The 20,635-nt window shown below is 60.1% G+C and carries 20 protein-coding genes; 10 read left to right on the forward strand and 10 right to left on the reverse strand.

Features of this window, described 5'->3' with window-relative positions; all coding sequences use genetic code 11:
* Nucleotides 1-3 precede the first annotated feature (3 nt).
* The 4 genes from AB4Y87_RS16945 to AB4Y87_RS16960 form a co-directional block, all read right to left on the reverse strand.
* Nucleotides 4-954: an isocitrate lyase/PEP mutase family protein gene (locus tag AB4Y87_RS16945; protein ID WP_442005476.1), complete on the reverse strand. Its 951-nt coding sequence runs from the start codon at nt 952-954 to the stop codon at nt 4-6.
* Entirely contained in the window at nt 951-1,472 is a 522-nt protein-coding gene (locus AB4Y87_RS16950) for a cupin domain-containing protein (RefSeq protein WP_431115041.1), read from the reverse strand. The genes AB4Y87_RS16945 and AB4Y87_RS16950 overlap by 4 nt, the downstream gene beginning before the upstream one ends.
* Nucleotides 1,473-1,522: 50 nt before the next feature.
* Entirely contained in the window at nt 1,523-2,725 is a 1,203-nt protein-coding gene (locus AB4Y87_RS16955; protein ID WP_431115040.1) for an LLM class flavin-dependent oxidoreductase, read from the reverse strand.
* A gap of 75 nt (nt 2,726-2,800) precedes the next feature.
* Entirely contained in the window at nt 2,801-3,337 is a 537-nt protein-coding gene (locus AB4Y87_RS16960; RefSeq protein WP_442005477.1) for a flavin reductase family protein, read from the reverse strand.
* A gap of 252 nt (nt 3,338-3,589) precedes the next feature.
* Here AB4Y87_RS16960 and AB4Y87_RS16965 point away from each other — a divergent pair, with 252 nt between their 5' ends.
* Entirely contained in the window at nt 3,590-4,636 is a 1,047-nt protein-coding gene (locus AB4Y87_RS16965; RefSeq protein ID WP_442005478.1) for a helix-turn-helix domain-containing protein, read from the forward strand.
* On the opposite strand, the gene AB4Y87_RS16970 is transcribed toward AB4Y87_RS16965, so the two are convergent.
* Nucleotides 4,633-6,426 carry a glycoside hydrolase family 15 protein gene (locus AB4Y87_RS16970; protein WP_442005479.1) on the reverse strand — a complete coding sequence of 598 codons (1,794 nt, stop codon included), beginning with the start codon at nt 6,424-6,426 and terminating at the stop codon, nt 4,633-4,635. The two genes, AB4Y87_RS16965 and AB4Y87_RS16970, sit on opposite strands and share 4 nt — an antisense overlap.
* Nucleotides 6,427-6,494: 68 nt before the next feature.
* The gene (locus AB4Y87_RS16975) at nt 6,495-6,644 is read right to left on the reverse strand and encodes a hypothetical protein (RefSeq protein ID WP_442005480.1); all 150 of its coding nucleotides are present in this window, start codon (nt 6,642-6,644) and stop codon (nt 6,495-6,497) included.
* Between the two features lie 234 nt (nt 6,645-6,878).
* On the opposite strand from AB4Y87_RS16975, the gene AB4Y87_RS16980 reads away from it, so the two are divergent.
* From AB4Y87_RS16980 to AB4Y87_RS17020, 9 genes are all read left to right on the forward strand, one after another.
* A complete protein-coding gene (locus tag AB4Y87_RS16980; RefSeq protein WP_431115035.1) occupies nt 6,879-7,925 on the forward strand; it encodes an AraC family transcriptional regulator in 1,047 nt (348 codons plus the stop codon).
* 216 nt (nt 7,926-8,141) lie between these two features.
* A complete protein-coding gene (locus AB4Y87_RS16985) occupies nt 8,142-9,593 on the forward strand; it encodes an MFS transporter (RefSeq protein WP_442005481.1) in 1,452 nt (483 codons plus the stop codon).
* A 359-nt stretch (nt 9,594-9,952) separates the two neighbouring features.
* The gene (locus AB4Y87_RS16990; protein WP_442005482.1) at nt 9,953-11,029 is read left to right on the forward strand and encodes a sugar ABC transporter substrate-binding protein; all 1,077 of its coding nucleotides are present in this window, start codon (nt 9,953-9,955) and stop codon (nt 11,027-11,029) included.
* Nucleotides 11,030-11,176: 147 nt separating this feature from the next.
* Nucleotides 11,177-12,274, forward strand: coding sequence for a sugar ABC transporter substrate-binding protein (locus AB4Y87_RS16995; RefSeq protein WP_442005483.1), 1,098 nt, complete (start codon nt 11,177-11,179; stop codon nt 12,272-12,274).
* 78 nt (nt 12,275-12,352) lie between these two features.
* A complete protein-coding gene (locus tag AB4Y87_RS17000) occupies nt 12,353-13,921 on the forward strand; it encodes a sugar ABC transporter ATP-binding protein (RefSeq protein WP_442005484.1) in 1,569 nt (522 codons plus the stop codon).
* On the forward strand, nt 13,918-14,934 hold the full coding sequence (locus tag AB4Y87_RS17005) for an ABC transporter permease (RefSeq protein ID WP_442005485.1): 1,017 nt from the start codon (nt 13,918-13,920) through the stop codon (nt 14,932-14,934). Before AB4Y87_RS17000 ends, AB4Y87_RS17005 begins: the two co-directional genes overlap by 4 nt.
* A 63-nt stretch (nt 14,935-14,997) precedes the next feature.
* The gene (locus tag AB4Y87_RS17010; RefSeq protein WP_442005486.1) at nt 14,998-15,759 is read left to right on the forward strand and encodes an SDR family NAD(P)-dependent oxidoreductase; all 762 of its coding nucleotides are present in this window, start codon (nt 14,998-15,000) and stop codon (nt 15,757-15,759) included.
* A 10-nt stretch (nt 15,760-15,769) separates the two neighbouring features.
* A complete protein-coding gene (locus AB4Y87_RS17015; protein ID WP_442005487.1) occupies nt 15,770-16,735 on the forward strand; it encodes an alpha/beta hydrolase in 966 nt (321 codons plus the stop codon).
* Nucleotides 16,736-16,806: 71 nt separating this feature from the next.
* Entirely contained in the window at nt 16,807-18,129 is a 1,323-nt protein-coding gene (locus AB4Y87_RS17020; protein ID WP_442005488.1) for an NtaA/DmoA family FMN-dependent monooxygenase, read from the forward strand.
* 134 nt (nt 18,130-18,263) lie between these two features.
* Here the strand turns inward: AB4Y87_RS17020 and AB4Y87_RS17025 are convergent, their stop codons facing one another.
* The 4 genes from AB4Y87_RS17025 to AB4Y87_RS17040 form a co-directional block, all read right to left on the reverse strand.
* Nucleotides 18,264-18,701 carry a nuclear transport factor 2 family protein gene (locus AB4Y87_RS17025; RefSeq protein ID WP_442005489.1) on the reverse strand — a complete coding sequence of 146 codons (438 nt, stop codon included), beginning with the start codon at nt 18,699-18,701 and terminating at the stop codon, nt 18,264-18,266.
* Nucleotides 18,692-19,498 carry an MBL fold metallo-hydrolase gene (locus AB4Y87_RS17030; protein WP_442005490.1) on the reverse strand — a complete coding sequence of 269 codons (807 nt, stop codon included), beginning with the start codon at nt 19,496-19,498 and terminating at the stop codon, nt 18,692-18,694. The genes AB4Y87_RS17025 and AB4Y87_RS17030 overlap by 10 nt, the downstream gene beginning before the upstream one ends.
* A gap of 117 nt (nt 19,499-19,615) precedes the next feature.
* Nucleotides 19,616-20,110, reverse strand: coding sequence for a MarR family winged helix-turn-helix transcriptional regulator (locus tag AB4Y87_RS17035; protein ID WP_442005491.1), 495 nt, complete (start codon nt 20,108-20,110; stop codon nt 19,616-19,618).
* Nucleotides 20,111-20,171: 61 nt separating this feature from the next.
* Nucleotides 20,172-20,630: a DUF1003 domain-containing protein gene (locus tag AB4Y87_RS17040; RefSeq protein ID WP_442005492.1), complete on the reverse strand. Its 459-nt coding sequence runs from the start codon at nt 20,628-20,630 to the stop codon at nt 20,172-20,174.
* Between the last annotated feature and the right edge of the window lie 5 nt (nt 20,631-20,635).

Below are 20,635 nucleotides of genomic sequence, written 5' to 3' on the forward strand. Positions count from 1 at the left end.
TCATCAGTAGTTCTCTCCAACATGGACGTTGTTGTCATAATTGCGGCGCGATTCCTGCGGGAGGAACCTGTCCTCGGTTTCACGCACGTAATCGGTCAGGGGACGGCCGAACATTGCGCCCCAGCCGATGCTGTCCGGGCCCTCATTCAGGTGGTCGATGTACTCGCCGATGGGTGTGGCCTCGCCTGATTCCTTGACCTCCATGAGCAAGCGCCATACCTCTTTGACGCCCGGGAGCACGAAAGCCACAGGCTGGATCGCCTGGCCGAGCGCTGTCATCTCGGCGACGGTCTTACGGCCGATCAACGGAACTCCGACGGCGTAGGCGGGCCCGGGTGTCTCCTTCAGCGCGAGTTCGGCCTGCTCCCAGGTATGGAATCCCTCATAGAAGATGACGTCTGCGCCGGTCTCGGCCTTGTAGAGCTGCGCTCGGCGGATTGCCTCGTCCACGCCACCGCCGGCGGCACCATAGCCGTCGGTGCGGGCAACGATAACGAAATCGCTGTCCAATTTGTCGCGGGCATCGACGGCGGCGTTCAGTCGTCCGATAGCCTCGGCGTCCGAAACCAATTCGATCCCGGCTACGCCGCCTGATTTCTTGGGCTCCCGCTGATCCTCAATGTGGATTCCGGCGACGCCCGCGTCAATGAACTCTGACACTGTGCGTTGCACGTTGATCGGTGCACCGAAGCCAGTATCGGCGTCGCAATAGATCGGAATGTCAGCGGCGCGGGCGGTACGTTTTGCATGCTCAACCACTTCGGTCAGGGTGAGCCATCCCGTGTCGGAGACGCCCTGCCACCAGGCCGACATGCCGCCGGAGAGCTGGAACGCGTCGAAACCTGCATGCTGCGCCATCTGTGCGTGGAGTGGCAAGGCACCGAACGGCACCAGGGCCGTCTGGGGACTGTCGAAGACGGCACGCAGCGCCTTGCCCGGTGAGGTTAGACTCATGATGCCACCTCAGGGGTGTTGAAACCGACAGTCACCACGACGTAGACGCAGTCTTCGTCGTACGGGTTCTTCCAGGCATGGGGCACCCCGGCCATGACTAGCAGGTCTCCGGGCACGAGCGTCCGCTTCTTCCCACCCGGGAGAACGAGGTCAACTTTGCCCGAGATAACCACCTCGTAGTCGATGGTGTCGCTCGCGTGCATCCCGGCGTCGCCGTCGTCGTCGGTGGCGTTCATGCTCTCGTCCAGCGTCTCAGCGTCCACCTCCCCGGAAGAGTGCGCAGGGAAGCTGCTGATACCGAAGGTGGATCCGTTGGGTCCAGCCAAGGCGACCTTGCTTGGCGGGGCGCCGATGTTCGTTTTGCTGTGGCCCCCGTCAACAGCCCAGTAAAAGGCACCCGCTGCCACGCCGGGGAAGTCGAACTCTGCGGCCGGGCCGACTTCGAGGAAATCGGCCTCGCCGGCCTCGTTCGGCCCCGCGACGACGAGTTGGAATTTTTTGGGATCAGGAAAAGTCATCTGTGTTCACTCCTTCGTGGATGGACGCTTCGCGGTTGGGCGCTTAGTGGTCAGGCGCGCAGGCCCGCCTCGCGCATCAGCGGGAAGACTTGCTCGTTCAGCCGGTCCAGGCCCTCGTCATAGTCGACGAGGCCGGTGCAGATGCCCGTGATGCCCGAGGCCTGCAACTTCTGCAGCTCCTCGACGACCATCTCGGGAGTACCAGTGATGGGCATAAGCGCCGCGCGGCCAAAGGCCCTCACGGATTCGTCACGCTTGTAGTCCTCGGACTGCTTGTACTCATCCCAGTTGAAGCTCTGCGTGCCGCTGCGAATGATCTCGCGATAGCGAAGCGCGCTCTCCCAGTCAGTGTTTTCCGTGACGTAGTCCGCGTAGGCGCGTGCTTCCTTCTCGGTGTCCTTGACGATGATGTGCGCGCCAGCCCACAGGCCGAGATCCTCGCGTCCAGCGGCGTCGGCTTTCTGCCGCAGTTTCGGTGTCAGCTCGCCACTGTGTTCGACGCTGGCAACCGACGCGAACAGGACGTTTGCGTGCTTGAACGCGAACTCCTGCCCTGCTGGGCTCGAACCGGCGCTCATCACCATCGGGCGCGGGGACTGCACGGGCTTCGGGTGCGCCTGCGCGCCCTTCAGATTGAAGAACTTGCCGTCGAAGTCGAACTCCTGCTCCTCGTTCGCCCACAGCCGCTCGGCGATCTCAATCCACTCGTCGGCGAGCTCGTATCGCACATCGTGCTCTGGGAGTTCGACGCCGAAGATGTCGTACTCGGGTTTGAAGTAGCCCGCTGTCACGTTCAGCCCCATGCGACCACCACTGATGTGGTCAATGGTTGTCACCATTTTCGCGCCCATCACGGGGTTGATGAACTGCACGTTGCAGGTGGCGATGATCTGAATGTTCTGCGTCACCGCGGCGATACCTGCCGCCCAGGTGAACGTCTCGAACTGACGACCCCAGGGCCGGTCGGGACCAGCGAGCCCCTGCCAGCGAGCGATGGGGATGAATCCGTCCAAGCCGTACCGGTCGGCCTTCTGGGCGAGATGCTGCACTTCGCCCCAGTTGCCAAGCTTGATGGAGTTCTCGGCGAAGTTCAGGCCGCCTTGGCCCGTGGACACGTTCGCCCCGAAGATCGCGACCTTGAAAGCGTTGTCGCTTCCGACCATCGGGCCCTTGTCACGCTCGACTGTGTAATCCGCGACGAAGTCGCGATCAACGGCTTGGTCGGTGGAAGTTTCGTTGGATGCGATGCTCATAATCGCCGTCCTTTCGGGAAGATTGAAATTGGGTGCAGAAGGGGTTGGAATTGCTATGACCGGCAGGGTCGCGTTTCAGATTTGGGATGCATCCCCAAGGACGTGCCAGGTCCGGTTGTGATAGACCAGCGGGTCCGCGGGCGCTGCCCCACTTGAGAGCGCCGGAGACGCCTGAAGCGCCTCGACCGCCACGATGGTGGACCCTCCGGCGGCCATCGAGTTGATGATCCTTCCCCGGATCCAAGTCTGGGCCCGCACAAAGTAGGGCTCCCCCGACTCGAGACGGGACCAGAGAGAGGTGTCAGCAAAGCGATCGATCCCGCTGGTGGCGCAGAGTTTGGCAATGTCCACCTGATCAGCGCCCAGTAGATGCACGACGACGGTGTCTGCAGCCAGAATGGTGGGGGTACTGGAGGAAAATTCCGATACTGAGAAGGCCAGAATGGGGGGTTCGGCACTGGCGGAAATGACAGACGTTGCCGTCAGGCCGACAGGCCCGTTGCCCGCATCAGCGGTGATGACAGCAACACCACCGGGATGGTTGCGAAACGCCGCCTTGAATTCGTCGGCAGTGACTGCAGGTTCAAGGCTTTGGGTGATGGATAAGCTCACCGGATCTCCTTTGATATCAGTTCGCCGGCTTCACTGCCGGCCCTTGCTTAGGGCTTCAACGTTAGGTGCGTAGGTGAGGTAGGCGGCATGGCAAGACATGCCAAACAGATGGGAAACTGCGTCAGGCTGGGGCCTCTTGTGAATACATGGCATGGGATGCAAAGCTGGTGACGTGCTTCACATGCTGGGCCTGTGCGACTCCTCGCCCTGGGCTCTGGAGCGCCTCTTCGTCAACGGTGAAAGGGGGCGGCAGTGAAACTAAGCTCCTACCAGAATCTGCGGCTACCGAACTTCAGCGTTCACGGACTCTGCGCAGTGTTGAAGGATGCGGATCTTGATTGGCAAACTGCGCTCAGAAACGCAGAGATCGACCCAGATGCCATAGACCGCCCGGGAGGCACTATTCCCGCCAAGAAGGAGTTGGCCTTCCAATTGCAATTCGTGGCTCTCACAAAGGATCGCGTCGACCTTTGGGTTAAGGCCGCACAGGCCTACACGCTGGGATCCTTCGGAATTCGCGGATTGGCCCTCGCTACAGCGCCCACCATTGAGGCCTGGGTAGAAGCTGGCAGCTCAACAGACTATGCCCCTGGCCTGATGGAAATTACGCCTCTCAGGGCACCGGGTGGCACGGTGATTGGTATGGAGTACACCTACCCCGATACTCCGGAAGAGCTCATCCCGTTCAGCGTCTACCGCGATTTCTGCGTCGTTGCCCGAACTTTCACATGGATGTACGGCAGCCCTTTCCCCTTCACTCAGGTCGAATTCCCCTTCGCAGACGCCTCCCCCGAGATTTCGAACTACGTCCCCTGCGCCATCGACTGCGRATCCGACGCACTGCGGCTCTGGTGGGATCCGGCAACATCTGTACACGAGCTCCCTTTCGGCAACGCCTTCCAGCACGAGGCATGGCTCAAGGCGGATCATCAGATCCTTGACGACCTCAGGGCGACCGGCGATTGGCCTGACACCGTCATGAAGATCATCAGGGCCGCGCCTGAGCTCAACCGCAAACTGGCAAATGTGGCAGCAACCCTTCGGGTCTCCCCCCGCACCTTGCAACGCAAGCTCGAACTAACCGGTGACGACTTTGCCCAACTCCGGGACAAAGCCCTCCGTGACCTTGCCGCCGATCTGCTCTCGAAAACGGACCACTCTGTTGCACGGATATCCCGCACTCTGGGCTATACAGACCCAACGAGCTTCACCATCGCCTTCAAACGATGGAATGGGATGCCACCGACGGCCTACAGGGAAGCATCCCGATACAAGAACAACGCGGGTTCCACGGCTTAGACGCTTTCGCTGTGCAAGGCGTCTGCGGCACGTATCAGGGCCAGGTGGGAGAAGGCTTGTGGAAAGTTTCCCGCCATGCGTTTTTCGTTCATTGAATATTCTTCGCTCAGCAGACCGAGGTCATTGCAAAGTCCCACCAGGGCGCGCATCAGGTTCTTGGCGTCTGCCCGTCGGCCTGAGCGTGCGTACTGTTCCACCAACCAGAAGGAACAGGCAAGGAATGGATGTTCTCCGGGCGCCAACCCGTCGACGCCCGTCTCGGTGCGGTAGCGCATCAGAAATCCATCAGTGGTGAGTAGCTCCTTCTCCAGCTGGGCGACGGTTCCCAACATCCGCTCGTCGTCGTAGGCGAGAAAGCCTACCTGCGGCAAAACCAGCAGGGCCGCGTCCGTCGCCTCACCACCGTAAGTCTGAGTGAAGGAATTAAGTTCACGGTTGAATCCGAGATCCGTTATTTCTACGGCGAGCCGATCCCGATGCCGCTCCCAATCCTCCAGCGGCCCAGGCAATCCGTGGTCCCGGACAGCCCGTACCCCGCTGTCATAGGCTGCCCACATCATGACCCGCGAGTGCGTGAAATACTGCGGTGCGCCGCGCATTTCCCACAATCCCAAGTCTTTGTCGTCGAAGTGTTTGTCCACGGAACCAAGAAGGGCGCGCTGCAAGGCCCAGGAGAAATGATCTTCCTTGCCACCGGCCAAGCGAAGCCTCTCCAGTACCACCATCACTTCCCCCACGACGTCGGCCTGATGCTGGGAGACGGCTGCATTGCCGATTCGAACGGGTCTGGCGTCCTGGTAGCCCGGCAGGTGCGGGAGTTCCTTTTCTGTCAGGTCCCGTTCGCCCCCTACGCCGTACATTATTTGCAGATCTTCCGGATCGCCGGCCAGCGCACGCAGAAGCCAGTTGCGCCACTTCAGGGCTTCGGATTCGTAGCCGTGCGTCAGCATGGCTTCAAGTGTCAACGATGCATCGCGAAGCCAACAGTAGCGGTAGTCCCAGTTGCGTGGTCCGCCAAACTCTTCGGGCAGGGAAGTGGTGGGAGCGGCCACAATGCCGCCCGTCTCATAGTGGGTCAAAGCACGTAAGACCAGAAGTGATCGCTTGACTGCATCCTGATGCGGCCCGTCGTAGCGGCAATTGGCCGCCCACGTCGTCCAGTAGTGGATGGCGTCGTCCAGGGCTGCATCAATGTTGATGGACGGAGGCACGTCCTGGTAGGAGGGGAACCATGTCAGGTGAAAGTCCACATTCCGTCCCTGCTCAACCGTGAACTCCCCCGCATGCCGGTGGTCTTCGGCCTGTGGAAGAAAGTCGCCCCGCAAAGACAGAGCATCCGGGCCGGACATTGCGAGAAGTATTTCGGCGCCGGGGTCGGCGCTGTCGCGGATCCTGCTTACCCAAGGCAAGACGGTGGCGTACTGGGGCCGAATTCTTATCTCTTGGTGCATGGGAACTGTCCCGCTGAGTCCAGTGACCCGCCGGACGAGTGATGGATGGGCGGCACCAACCGGCATAAAGTCCGTCACCAGGACCTTTCCGGAATTCGTCTGCCACGTTGTCTGGAGTACGAACGTCGACTCCATATAGTGACGGTCCACCACAACTGCCTCCGGCGGACTCGGGGCCAGCAGCCACCGGCCATGGTCTTCATGCCCGAGCAGGGAGGCAAAGAGCGACGGCGAGTCGAAACGCGGGAAGCAGAGCCAGTCAACACTGCCCTGGCGGGAAACAAGGGGTCCAGTGTGGAGATCCGAAAGCAGCGCATAATCCTCAATCGGGGCAGCCATGCTTCACTCAATCACAAGATGAACGATCCCCATAGGACTTGCGGCTGTGGCTTCGAAGGCAGGGGCAATTACCGTGCTTGGGAGTTTCGCTGGCCTGGTGTGCAGATAAAGAACTGAGGCTGCGCGACCGGTGCAAACGGAACGATGAGCCACTGGTTGCCGTAGAGCTCCACGTAGGAGTCGGAAGGGCAGAGTGTAAAGGCTTCTTCGCGTGTCATCTCGTTCCCTCTCTTTGTTGGGTTGTTTGTTCGGCTCCACTGCGGAGCCTTGGTTAGCTTCAACGTTAGGAGCCTTCAGCGTCGGCCGGCATGACAGGCGACGCCAAGTAGATGGGAAACCGCGCCAAACGTCACCTCGTGTGCGTTTCAGCCCCGCCGGAGGTGCAAAGCTACTGACATGACTTCACGAGGCTTCTGGTACTCGGATTATGACTGCGGCAGAGGGTGGCGACGGTGAAAGGCGGAACATATCAGAACCTGCGCGTGCCAAACTTCAGCGTGCACATACTGCGGGGGCTGCTTGAGGATGCGGATTTGGATTGGCAAACTGCCCTGGCGAATGCGGAAATAGACCCCGACGCGGTGAACCGCCCGGGAGGTACTATTCCTGCCAGGAAGGAGCTGGCCTTCCAGCTTCAGTTCGTTGGTCTTACAGGAGATCGTGTGGATCTCTGGGTGCGGGCCGCACGTGCCTACTCACTTGGCTCCTTCGGAGTTAGAGGATTGGCCCTCGCTACTGCACCTACCATCGAGGCGTGGGTTGATGTTGCAAGTACCACTGACTATGGCCCTGCCCTGTTCGAGTTAACGTCTCTGAGGACAGCGGATGGCGCGGTAACGGGGATGGAGTTCACCTACCCCGATGCCCCGGAAGAGCTGATCCCCTTCAGCGTTTACCGCGACCTCTGTTTCATTGCCCGAAACTTCACATGGCTCTATGGCAGCCCCTTCCCCTTCACCCGGATTGAATTCCCTCTCCCGGAAGCCTCCCCCGAGCTCTCGAGCAACGTCCCCTGCGGCATTGAATGCGGCGCCGAAACACTGCGGCTATGGTGGGACCCCGCAACGTCTGCACAGGAACTTCCCTTTGGTAACGCCTTTCAGCACGCGGCATGGATCAAGGCGGATACCCAGATTGTCGATACTCTAAGGGCGACCGGAGACTGGGCCGACACTGTCGCCAAGACCATACGGACTGCGCCCGAGCTCAACCGCAAACTGGCAAATGTGGCCGCAACACTTCGGGTTTCCCCCCGCACCCTGCAACGCAAGCTCGAACTTACTGGGGATGACTTCGCCCAACTCCGGGACAAGACCTTGAGTGATCTCGCCGCCGATTTACTCTCGAATACGGATCTTTCGGTAGCGCGGATATCGCGCAGGCTTGGCTATACAGAGCCTGCCAGCTTCACCATCGCCTTTAAGCGGTGGAAGGGGATGCCACCGACGGCCTACCGGGAAGCTTCCCAGTACAAGAGCAAGGTCAGCTCCGGGGCCTAGGCCTGCTCCCACCGGTATCTTGAACGCTCCTGATCCTCACGTGACCCGCGACACACCTTGGCGTACATTCCCATGTGGACGGCGTTGATTGCCGTGCCGGGCCGGGGCCGGACCACCTTACCGTTGAAGCCTACGCAGGCCCGGCAAAGAAGCAGGGTTCTCCGCGGTCAGGAACGACACCAGCGACTGCTGGATATCAACAAAAGGTAGTCAAAGATGACACAAACAACATTGGTCGAGTCCCGCACCGGCCAAAGCACAGCAATAATTGCCCTGCTCCTGCTGAGCGGCATAACACTTGACATCCAGTACGGAATCCTCGCTCCGCTCATTGGGGTGATTGCGACCGAGTCAGGACTAACGGGTTCGGAGATCGGCTGGGTCCTTAACGCTCTGATGATGGGGAGCGTGATCTCCGTTAGCCTGACCGCCCGGATGGGTGACATTTTCGGGCATCGTAAAGTTCTCATCACGCTAATAGTCCTGGCACTGTTGGGATGCGCCCTGGGTGCCACCGTCCATGGCTTCTTGCCTCTGGTCGCCGGCCGGTTCCTGATGGGCCTCGCTGTCACGATTCCGCTTAGCTGGGGTTTGCTGCGTCCACGGGCTACCGCCCGCCAAATCCGACTGGTCTCCCTGGTGCTTTCGACGGTGATGGCGGTCCTCGTACCGCTCGCACTGATTGCCGGCGGCCTGATCGTTGGATTGGGTTTGCCCTGGGAGACCGTCTTTTGGGTGACTTTCGCTTTGTATGCAGTGATGCTGATCCTCGCCCTGATGTCACCTGAAACGCCCGTGGCAGCCCGCGCCGTTGTTCAGCTGGACTGGTTCGGCGCGCTGGGGCTGGGCGTTTGGGTCACGGCACTCCTGATCGGAATTGCTGAAGGGCCCGGCCAGGGCTGGACATCACCGTTGGTGCTGGGTTCATTCCTGCTGAGCGCAGTGACATTGGCTGCTTGGATCGTTCAGCAGCGACGCACCCAGGAGCCCCTGGTGTCATTCCGCAACATGGATATCCGCCAGACCCTCATCGGTTACTCCGGAATCCTCTTGATCAGCTTGGTAGGACAGGGCATATTTATCGTGCTGCCGGCATGGCTGCAGACGCCGGCCTCCTCCGGGTACGGCCATGGCCTCTCTGCACTGGATTCCTCGTACGTATTGTTGGCCATGATTCCCGGAGCTGCGCTGGGATACCTCTGGACCCGGTGGGGTCTGCGGCGCCTGGGACCGAAGACGGTTCTGGTCATTTCCGGATCGGCTGCGGTCCTTGTCTTCCTCGGGCTCGCCCTGGCCCAAGGCCAAGTCTGGTTGTCGTGGTTGTGGGTCTTCCTCTACGCACTCACGATCCTCAGCTGCCTGACCACTGGATACACCCTCGTTGCAGCCGCCGGCCGCCAGGACAACATGGCAACGACCGTTGGCATGCAAAACATCATCCAGTTCGTTGGAGCGATGATTGCAGTCGCAGTTATCTTGAACGTGCTGATTCCCGGCCCCGACGGATTCATTCCGCAGGCAACGTTTGCTGGCATCTACATCGCATCGGCCGTGATTATTGCTGCTTTCGTACTCATCTGGGCGGTGCTGGCACCCAAGCGCATCACCGATCTGCATGCAGTCGACACAGAGACCGATCCCACGAAGGTCCATGCTGTTAGCCACTAACAGAACCTGCAGCTGCTCCAGGCGGCTCATCACAAGGACGGAGGTCAGATGACGTACCACAAGCAAGATGACTGGCTTCCCCTTACCGGGGAGACGGTGCAAATAAGAATCAATGGCCGGGCTGTCCGAACTGGGTTGGTTGACGCCGTGACGATCGACAACCAGATCCTCTGGCTAGCCTCCGATGGTGTGCATCAGCGTCGGATGATCAGCAAAGCCGACGGATATGAGGTCTGGATGACCTACAAGTGGGAGAGCCCGCCAACATTCGGCCGTCAATGGCGCCGGCCGGATGCATGGGCCCCGGGGGACGCACGCATCACAGCGTGCGACGAAACGCGAGGAGAAAAATGCGAACAATGAAGTCGCGAATCATGTTGACGGCAGGCTCGACGGCGGTGCTGCTGGCCCTGGCTGGTTGCGCGCAAAGCCCGAGCAGCCAAGGCCCCGCTGACACTGTCGCAATCGATGTCGGCAACAATATGAAGGTCAACCTGAAGACAAGCCCCAACCTCAAGGTCGCCGTTTTTATCCCGGGCGTCGCCAATGCCTACGGCCAGGCGCAGGAGCTTGCCGCAAAGGAGACGGCCAAGCAGCTCGGCATGGACATGACATTGTTCGACGGCGGCTATAACCCGAGCCAACAACTCAACCAAATGCAGACCGCGCTCGTATCCGGGGGCTATGACGCAGCAGTCGTGCAGGCCCTCGACGGCACAGTAGTCTGCAAAACCCTCACCGAGGATTACCCCAAGGCCAACATTCTTGTGGTGAACAACGTCACCCCATTATGCGATTACGGTACAAATCAGACGGGTAAGTCAGTTGAGGAGGTCTGGGCGCCGGGCACGATGAACTTTGTAGGCAGCAACAACACCCGCGCTTACATCGACGGTTGGTTCTCCGCGGCAGCAAAAGCGAACCCTGGTAAGCAGAACGTCGTCGCCGTTCTTGGTCCTGCGGTCGCTGCCCAAACGCGCGTGATTGAGGTTGCCCTGGCGAAGTTCGCTCAGGAGAACCCCGAGTACACGGTGGATAAGATCTACACCGATTACACGACTACCGGCACGTTCAATGAGACCCAGACTTACCTGCAAGGCCACGCGGACACCAGCCTCATCCTGTCCATGTACACGCCGGATATTTCACAGGGAATCGTCAAGGCCGTAGAAGACGCAGGCCTTCTTGGAAAGGTCCACATTGTTGACCAGGGTTTCGGCGACTTCTCAATCGAACAGAWTGAGGCGGGAAATATCCAGTTCTCAACGCTGTTCTTCCCTTACAACGGCATAAAGGTATCCCTGGAAAGCATCGCTGCGGCTCAACGCGGAGATGCGGGCCCTCGTTTTGTGGATGACTCGGTCATCGGCACTGCAAGCAGCCCTTTCACCATCACGAATGGCACGATCTCCCAGCTTCCCGCCGAACTACGCTAGCCGCGCAGATCGCCTGGAGGACCGCTGTCGGGGCGTACACCATAACGCCGGCCGCCCCTATCAAGAGCGCGAAGCAATGAAGCTTCGCGACACATCACATGCACCCGGGCCGTCTTCGGCGCCGGGCACGAGGTAATCAGGAGAATTATGCGTACAACGAAGTCGCTGGTCATGTGGGCTGCTGGATCTACGGCGGTGCTGCTGGCCTTGGCCGGTTGCGCCGGGAACGACACCGGTAAACCGGGCAGTCAGGGCCCGGCCGGCACGGTCGCAATCGATGTCGGCAATGACATGACGGTCAACTTGAAGACCGGCAAGGGCCTTAAGGTCGCCGTTTTTATCCCGGGTGTTGCCAATGAGTTCGGGCTGGAGCAGGAGCGGGCAGCGAACGCGACCGCCAAGGAACTTGGTATGGACATGACCTTGTTCGACGCAGGCTATGACCCGAACAAGCAGCTCAACCAAATGCAGACTGCGATGACCTCCGGAAACTTCGATGCAGCAGTAGTAATGGCCCTCGACGGCGTGATGTCCTGCAAGCTGCTCACGCATGACTTCGCAAAGGCCAATATCCTTACGTCCATTTCGGGCTCACCCCTGTGCGACGACGGCAAAAACCAGGCCGGCAAGTCCGTTGACGACGTCTGGGCGCCAGGCACATTGAACTTCGTGGGCAGCAACACCACCCGCGATTATGTCGACGGCTGGTTGGCGGCAGCAGCAAAGGCCAACCCCGGCAAGCAGAAGGTCATTGCTGTTCTTGGCCCCGCGGTCAACACCCAGACCCGCGTCACAGAAGCAGCACTGGCAAAGCTCACGGCCGACAACCCCGACTACTCGGTCGAGACGATCTACACGGACTGGACGACGACCGACGCCTACAACAAGACCCAGACCTACCTGCAGGGCCATCCTGAAACCACCCTCATCATGTCCGCGTCCTCGCCCGACCTCACACAGGGCGTCATCCAGGCCGAAAAAGACGCGGGCCTGTCGGAGAAGGTTCACGTCGTGGACATCGGCTTCGGCAAGTTCCAGATCCAACAATTGGAGGCCGGTACGGTCCAGCTCTCCACAATGCTGTTCCCTTTCAACCAAATGAAGGCAAACCTCAACTCCATTGCCGCTGCGCAACGCGGGGACGCCGGCACACGCTTTGTGGATGACTCGGTCATTGGCACTGCAAAGAATCCCTTCGTAGTTACAAAGGAAACGATTTCACAACTGCCCGCCGAGCTACGCTAGCGCGGCAGCTCACCAGCCCGGGGCTGGGCGTCGTTCGCTCGAACGCCGCCCAGCCCAACATAGAAAGTAGAACTGGCAATGGAGCCTTCGAAATCGGACCCGGTTATCGCCGTCGCACTTAAAGCGGTGTCGAAGACCTACGGTGCCACACGCGCATTAATCGATGTGGACGTTGAGATCCATGAAGGAACGGTACATGCACTGATCGGCGAGAACGGAGCGGGCAAGTCCACGGCGTTGGGCGCTATCGCCGGTCGCGTCGACTATGACGGGGGTGTCGTCGAAGTCTTCGGTGAACAAGTTGAACCGGGGAACCTTCGCGCTGCACGCCGGAGCGGTGTCTCGGCCATCTATCAGGAACTGACGATCATCCCGCATATGGATGCAGCAGCGAACGTTTTTCTCGGCTCCGTCCTGTCCCGGTTCGGAGTACTCTCCGCCGCTGAGATGCGACGCAAATACGTCCAGCTGTGTGCCCAGCTGGAGGTCCAGGTCGTTCCGGCTGGCGTGCCCGTCGGCACCCTGTCAGTGGCCGAGCAGCAATTGCTTGAGATCATGCGGTCGCTGGTGGTGGATCCTCGCGTCATCCTCTTCGATGAGCCGAGCGCGTCCCTGGCCGTGGAGGAGCGGGAAGCCCTGTATAGAGCGATCGAAGGATTGCGCAAGCGCGGCGTCACCATCGTGATTGTCAGTCACAACTTCGATGAAATCGAACGGCTGGCCGACAGAGTCACGGTATTCCGGAATGGCCGGGCCATCGTCACGAGCGGGCGGGGAGAGAGTTCGCGCGCCGAACTCGTGCGCGCGATGCTTGGCGAGCAGCGAGGTGACCAAACCCTTGGCCGGGTGCTGATGGACAAGCCGGCCGGCATCCACCAGAAATCGATTGACCCGGCTCTCGCGCCCGTCCTTGAAGTGGTCGGTCTTACTGTGCCGGGGGTCATCGAGAACATCGACCTTGAAGTGAAGCCAGGCGAAATACTCGGCATTGCCGGTCTGGTAGGTTCGGGCCGCTCGACGTTGCTGAGGGCGATTGCCGGCGCGGAATCGACTGCCCGGGGAAGCATCCGCCTGTCGGGGGCCCAGTCCCCCTGGCCGCGAACAGTTCGCGCGGCCCGCAAGCTGGGAATCGGTCTGATCCCGGAAGACCGTAAGGGCCAGGGCCTGGTTATGCCCCGAAATGCCGCGGACAACATTGCCCTGTCCAATCTTGGCGCAGCCTCATCAGGCGGCGTAATTGGGCGAAGGAAACTGCGTGCCATGGTTGCCGAGGCTGCCTCAAAGCTGAACTTCCCGATAGCCCGGCTGGGTGAACGGAGCGACCGGTTTTCCGGCGGCAACCAACAGAAGCTCTTGATGGCACGGTGGTTGTACGACCGCCCGAAAGTGCTCCTCGCTGACGAGCCCACACGCGGTATAGACATCGGCGCAAAAGGCGAGTTGCTTGAGAGCCTGCGCAAAATGGCGGACGACGGCGTCGGCGTCATCGTGGTCTCATCCGAGCTCGAGGAAGTACTGGCGGTTTCGGACCGTGTACTCGTCGTCGCCAAGGGCCAAAGCATGGGCTTGCTGGAGCGAAACGGCGATCAAGAGATCGCCATGGAAGACGTACTGAAAGCTGCTTTCGGATTGAAGGAGAACGCATGAGCGCCACCATCGACAGGGACACCACCCCGGATAACACCGTTGCTCCCCCTGTCACAAGAAAGAGAAGAGTCAATCTGCGGGAGAGAGCAGCGAGCCTCGGGATGGTCTGGGTGCTCATCATCCTCGTGATGACGGCGATCAGCCTCAATCCTCGCTTCCTCAACCCAGGAAACCTCGTCAACATCCTGACCCAAAACGCACCTGTCGGCATTATCGCTGTAGGGATGACGTTCATTATTATCGCCGGAGGTTTCGACCTTTCGGTGGCCGCTGTACTGGCCATCGGCGGAGTGTCATACGCAACGCTGTCCCACATGATGCCTGCGGGTCTGGCGATACTCATCACGCTGGTGATCGGATTCCTTCTTGGCCTGATCAATGCCCTCCTCATCACAAAAGCGAAAGTAAACGCGTTCATCGCTACTCTCGCTACAGCCTCATTGTTCAGCGGGCTGACCTTGCTGTTCACGAACTCCAAACCGGTTCCCATGGCAGCAGGCGGCTACGACTTCCTCTCGGACAAGGACTTCCTGGGGGCGCCGCTCTCCGTCTGGCTGCTTGCTGTCCTCGTAGCGGCAGGATGGTTCGCACTTTCCAGAACCGTGTACGGCCGGGGCATCTACGCGATCGGCGGCAACAACGAAGCCGCACGGTTGGCCGGACTGCCCGTGGTGTCCCTCCGGGCCAGTACCTACGTGCTGACAGCRATGCTGGCAACCCTCGCGGGGATCGTCCTGGGGTCGGTCATCGGCGTCGGACAGCCAGGCGTGGCCGTTGGAGTCACGCTTAACTCGATCGCGATCGTCATCATCGGCGGAACTTCATTGCTCGGCGGAGAAGGCGCCATGTGGCGAACACTCGTCGGCATCCTGATCTTTGGGACTATCAACAACGTCTTTGACATCCTTGCATTTCCGCAGGCAACACAAGAGGTGGCCCTTGGTGTGATCGTGCTCGCCGCCGTCTCGCTGGACGCCTACACACGGTCTCGGAAGCGGTCAGGAGAAGCCTGAGCTGTCTCATATCCGCGTCCGCAATATCTGCTCGCAGATCAACCATCAGGGAAGGAAGATGACATGTCACGATTGGCCGGCAAGGTCGCCGTCATCACGGGCGCAGCCAGCGGAATGGGCCTCTCCGCCCTCAAGCTCTTCGTAGCCGAGGGGGCGCGGGTAGCGGCCACCGACATCTCCGCAGAGGCACTGCGACAGGCCGTCCGGGAAGTCACCGAAAACGGAGGCGAGGCCATTGCACGCACGCACGATGTTTCCTCCGCTGAGGACTGGAAGCGTGTAGTCGAGGACGTACTCGCCGAGTGGGGCACGATCGACATCCTGATCAACAACGCCGGAATTGCCATGGCGAAGGGTGTTCTCGAAGCCGAGCTTGACGACTGGAATAAGGTGATGGCCATCAATGTCACCGGACCTTGGCTGGGAATGAAGAGCGTCATTCCCGCCATGCAGGCCGCGGGGGCCGGTTCCATCGTGAACGTGTCATCGATCGCTGGCATTGTGGGTGGCGCCTCGGATGGCGGCAGTGCAGCCTACTCCGCTTCGAAGGGGGCAGTCCGCTCCCTGACAAAACACACTGCCCAGTGGTTTGCAAAGGACAACATCCGGGTGAATTCAGTGCATCCCGGTCCGGTCGACACCGGCCTGACCCGTGGCTACGGGCTCACAAGGGAATCGCTGGCCAACCCTGAAACCGTTCCTTTGCCGCCCCACGCGGGGGAAGCATCCGACATCGCGTATGGCATGCTCTACCTCGCATCGGATGAGGCCAAGTTCATCACTGGAACGGAACTCGTCATCGACGGCGGGTTCACCTCTCACTGAAAGGATCACGATGACGCACTCCCCGGACACCGAACCACGCGTGACTGATGACAATGGCCAGACCCCGGATGCTGATTACCGGCAGGAAAACGACTACCAGGATGACCTCACAATCTCTGGCAAGGATGCTTCTGCCTATGTCCTCGCCGACGACACCAAGCCGACCTATTCGCTGGGTCCAGATTCCGAGCGACAGCCAGGGACCCCTCAAGGCACGCTGACAAAGGGACGTCACACAGGGCGAAGCGTTTACCCTGGCGTGGAACGGAGCTATTACCTCTACGTCCCCGCTCAATACACCCCGGACAAGCCCGCCGCCCTTGCCATTTTTCAGGATGCCAATCTGTATCTGGCACCGAAGGCCAGCGCGGATATCGTCCTGGACAACCTCATCAACAAGGGCGAGATCCCGGTTACGGTGGCCATATTCATTGAAGCAGGCGAGCAAGGCCCGGGATATCCCCACTTTGGTGGAACTGACAACCGCAGCATCGAGTACGACTCCATCAACGGCGACTATGCCAGATTCCTCACGGACGAATTCCTTCCGGATGTCCTGCGGGACCTCAATGTCTCCACAGTTCCCCAGGATCGAGTGCTTGTAGGCATCAGTTCGGGCGGCAACTGCGCGTTCACAGCAGCCTGGGCACGTCCTGACGTCTTCGGCAACGTCATCTCCCATTGCGGCAGCTTCATCAATATCCGGGGCGGCCACAATCATCCCTCGGCAATCCGGCAGAACCCACGAAAACCAATCCGGGTGTGGCTCCAGACTGGAGCCCGGGACCTTGACGTAATCTTCGGCAGTATTCCGATCGCCAACCACGACATGTTCGCAGCCCTTGAGTATCGACGCTACGATGCCAAATTCGTGTACGGCGAGGGCGGACACTCGCTCCTGCACGGTGGCGCAGTCCTCCCGGAGACACTGAGGTGGATTTTTCGCGATCATCCGGATACTGCGGACGCGCAATAGCCGGAACCTTGGCGAACTGGGCCGGAACAGGACCGTCGGCGACCCCAATCTGCGCACAGAAAGAGGAGATCATGACCAGACAAATGATTGTCGGCATGCATCTGGGCAACGGATACGGCAACCTGCCTGGGGCCTGGCGCGCCCCGGCAGTAGACCCCAAGAGCTATACGAGTTTTGACGCGAAGGTTCGCCATGCCCAGGCGGCCGAGCGCGGGAAGCTCCACTTCCTGTTCCTACCGGATGGCCCCACACACGTCGGCGATATCGAGAACGAGCCGCCCCACTTCAATCTCGACGTCATGGTGACGTTGGCAGCTGTAGCCCGCGAAACCAGCCGGATTGGCCTTGTCGCCACCGGCTCGACGACGTTCAACGAGCCGTTCAACCTCGCCCGACAGTTCAAGGCGCTGGATGTCATGAGTCATGGGCGGACGGGTTGGAATGCCGTCACCTCGAGCGGACAAGATGTCGCGGCAAATTATGGCCAAAGAGTGCTATCAAGCCCGGAACGCTACGGGAGGGCGCATGAGACGATCCAGTTAGTACAGTCTCTTTGGGGCAGCTGGGGAAAGACAGCGTGGATGCACGATAAGGCAACGGGCCGCTTCGCGGACGCCGACCAGATCGCACCCATCAATATGGGTGGCAATTTCGTCGCCTCGCGTGGTCCGCTGTACATCCCTCCATCCGAGCAGGGTCAGCCTGTTGTCTTCCACGCGGGAGGCAGTGCGAACGCCCTCGAACTCGCCGGTCGTTACGCCAGTGGCGTCATCGGCGCAGCTTTCACTATCAACGATGCGCGTGCGCAGCGCGCCGCGTTTCGTGAAGCGGCCCAACTCGCCGGGCGGGATCCGGGCGAGCTCAAGTTCTTTGCCGGCCTGATGACGACGATCACCAGAGACAAGCGCGAAGGTCTCGATCGAAGAATTACGCTGAGTGGGCGAATCTTTCCTCAGCGCGCGTCCTATCTTGGACAGATACTCGGCCTGGGCCTCGATCCGGCCCAGCCAGACGAGCCACTATCGCAGGAGCAACTGTCCAAGGCGCGGCCATCAGCGGGCGACCCTCGCTCGGCTAATGCACTTAGGATCGCGAGTGAAGGCTGGACGATCCGCGATGTGCTCGCGCACGGTGTGATCGACTACCACCCCGTCGTCGTCGGACCGGCCGCCGAAGCCGCTGACCACATGCAGAAATGGTTCGAAGCAGAAGCTGTGGACGGCTTCTGGGTGTCGCCGGACATATACGAGGACGGGATTGACGCCTTCGTCGATGGCGTCGTGCCAATCCTCCAGGATCGCGGGCTATTCCACCGGGAATATAACGGCACAACCCTGCGCGAACATCTTGGCGTTCCGGCCCAATATGGAGTCGATCCGCGCGTCACGAAGTGACATGAATCAAACGTGACCTGGCTCGGGATAGCGGGCGACATCGGCTAATATGGCAACGCCATCGACCAATACGGCCTGTTCTGGTAGAAGGAAGACGGCGACCCGCTGGACTAGTCGGTTGCCGGTCGCAATCGTCAATTGTCCCCCTCGCCGCTGGCGGCTTCGGCGACTTTCGCGGTGTCGACGAACTGCTCGAAGCGCACGATGAGACCCCCGCGGACAATGAAGTGGTGCGCTACCCGGACATTGAGCTTCCGCCCGGTTTTACGGTGCGTTGCTGTGTATCGTGCGAGGACGACGACGTTCTCACCATCGACGACGTAGTTGTCATCGTGAGCGGTCCAACCGTCCCAGTCGCGTCCGAGTACTTCCATGACGTTGGACGTGACACCCTGCGGTGTGCGATAGGTTCCCGCAAGGGGAAACCCCGCCATTTCAGTCCATTCGACATCGGGCGCCATCGTGGCACGAAGCGCCTCGAGGTCACCGGCCGCTGAGGCAATGTACTGCCGGCGGACAACGTCACGCGGCGCCATGGACGTCCCAGGGTCCATCGTCTCGTTCAGCCCCACGTCATCTCACCTTTGGCCACCTTGGGTCCAATTTGTGCCGCGATCAGCATTCCCGATTCCGGATAGCTTTCAACGAGCGCCGCTGTTGCCGAAGCACCATCGGGGGAACTGTCGAGAATGCGCTCGAAGTCCTGCAGATACTTGCGGGTGAAATCAATGCCGCTCGCATCGTTTGCGGTCCCAGGGAGCCGGTGTCCGGCGACGACCAACTGAGGCTCCAGCGATTGCATCTCATCGAGCATGTCGATCCAGGCAGCCCGCTGTTCCGGCGTCGCGGTATCGGCGGTCCAGACATGTTCCTGCTGGAACACCAGGACCCCACCAACGACGGCCTGGTAATCGGCGTTCCACAGATAATGCCGGTCCGGCAGCAGGGTCGAACCTCCCCTGACGTCGAATCTGTAACCATCCAGCTCAAGGAAATCACCGACGAGCGGGGTGATCGGGACCAATCGCGTTGGCAGGTTCGCTCCCAGCGTGGCCCACGCCTTGAGCTTGCCTTCGAAGGAGTCGCGGATGTGCTCGATCACGATCGGAGTGGCGACGATGGCCGCATGGGGAAACGCCTCAGCGATAGCTTCCAGGCCGAAATAGAAATCCGGGTCGGCGTGGCTTACAAAGACCGTGGTCAGGACCTTCCCGGAGTCGAGAATGGCGGCCACCAACCGGTGTCCGTCTGCCCGGGTGAAGCCGGCATCAATAAGCAACGCTCCGGTGGGACCTGTGACCAGAGTGGCTGACTTATTGGGTGAACCGGCGGGAAAGTCCAGATCGAAGACTTCGAAGTTAAGCGACATGGGTGGTGCTCCTTCTCGTGTACAGCACGGAACGTCCAGGCAGGCGGCTTGGTACCACCCATAGCCAGTAACAAAGCTGACTAGTCAGCTATTCCCCTCCCGCGCACCGACCGGTGATCACGGCATGGTCGGCAGTTCTTTCGCGGCGTTCTTACTCAGCGTCCGGATAGCTGTCGCAAAGACCTCTGCCTGATCAACAGGCAACGGATCGATGACATAGCGTTCCACGTTTCGGGCATGCAGGGCAGCGGCCCGAAGGAGGACTTGCTCTCCATGAGGGGTGAGGTGGATCAGCTGGACGCGACGATCATCCATGGAACCCCTGCGCTCGATCAAACCCTGCGCCGATGCCCGCTGAACCAGCCGGGTAGCACCACCCGAGGTCAGCACCCTGGCTTGCGCAATATCGCGCACAGGCATTCCCGTGTCACCAGCACGGCCCACTAAGAGAAGGAGTTCGAACAGTGAGTGACTGACCCCCGCCTCCTGCTCCAAGGATCGACCAAGCAAATACTCCAGCCGGTTAGCAGCACCAAGCAAACGCCCGAAAACCAGGATACGAGGATCATTGGCGGCCTCTTGAGCAGTCTTAAGTTCTCCCTGTACTTCCACCCTCCAACACTAAACGTGGGGTACGGCTAGAGATACCGGCAACTTGCTGGGGCCATTGAGATTACTCTTCCGCGGCTTGCCCCGGCTCCCAGTCGCCGTCGCCTCCCGACGTTCTGGGCCGCAACAACAGGGCCCTCAGTTCCTCAAGAAGTTCCAGTTGTTGGCTGTTGATTGCCATCAGCCGATCGATCTCGGTTTTTGCCTGCACGTCCGTTTCATAGTCATGCAAGGCCATAGCTGCTGCGATGGCGTCTTGCCGCTTTGCAGCTATCAGCAATATTGCGCCCTGAAGCCCAGCCAGCATGGACAGGAAGAGGTTCAGAAGGATGAATGGATATGGATCCCATGCATGTGACGTAAAGACAAATGTGTTGATAGCAGCCCAAGCAGCCATAAATGCAACGAACAGCGATACGAAAATCCAACTACCCATGCCATTCCGAAGGATATCCGCTGCGCGCTCGCCCCGGCTCAAACCTGCTTTATGCTGCCTATGCCAGGTAGCCGGTCTCTCACTCATGAACC

Source organism: Paenarthrobacter sp. RAF54_2 (genome assembly GCF_052113945.1).
In the GTDB taxonomy this organism is placed as follows: domain Bacteria; phylum Actinomycetota; class Actinomycetes; order Actinomycetales; family Micrococcaceae; genus Arthrobacter.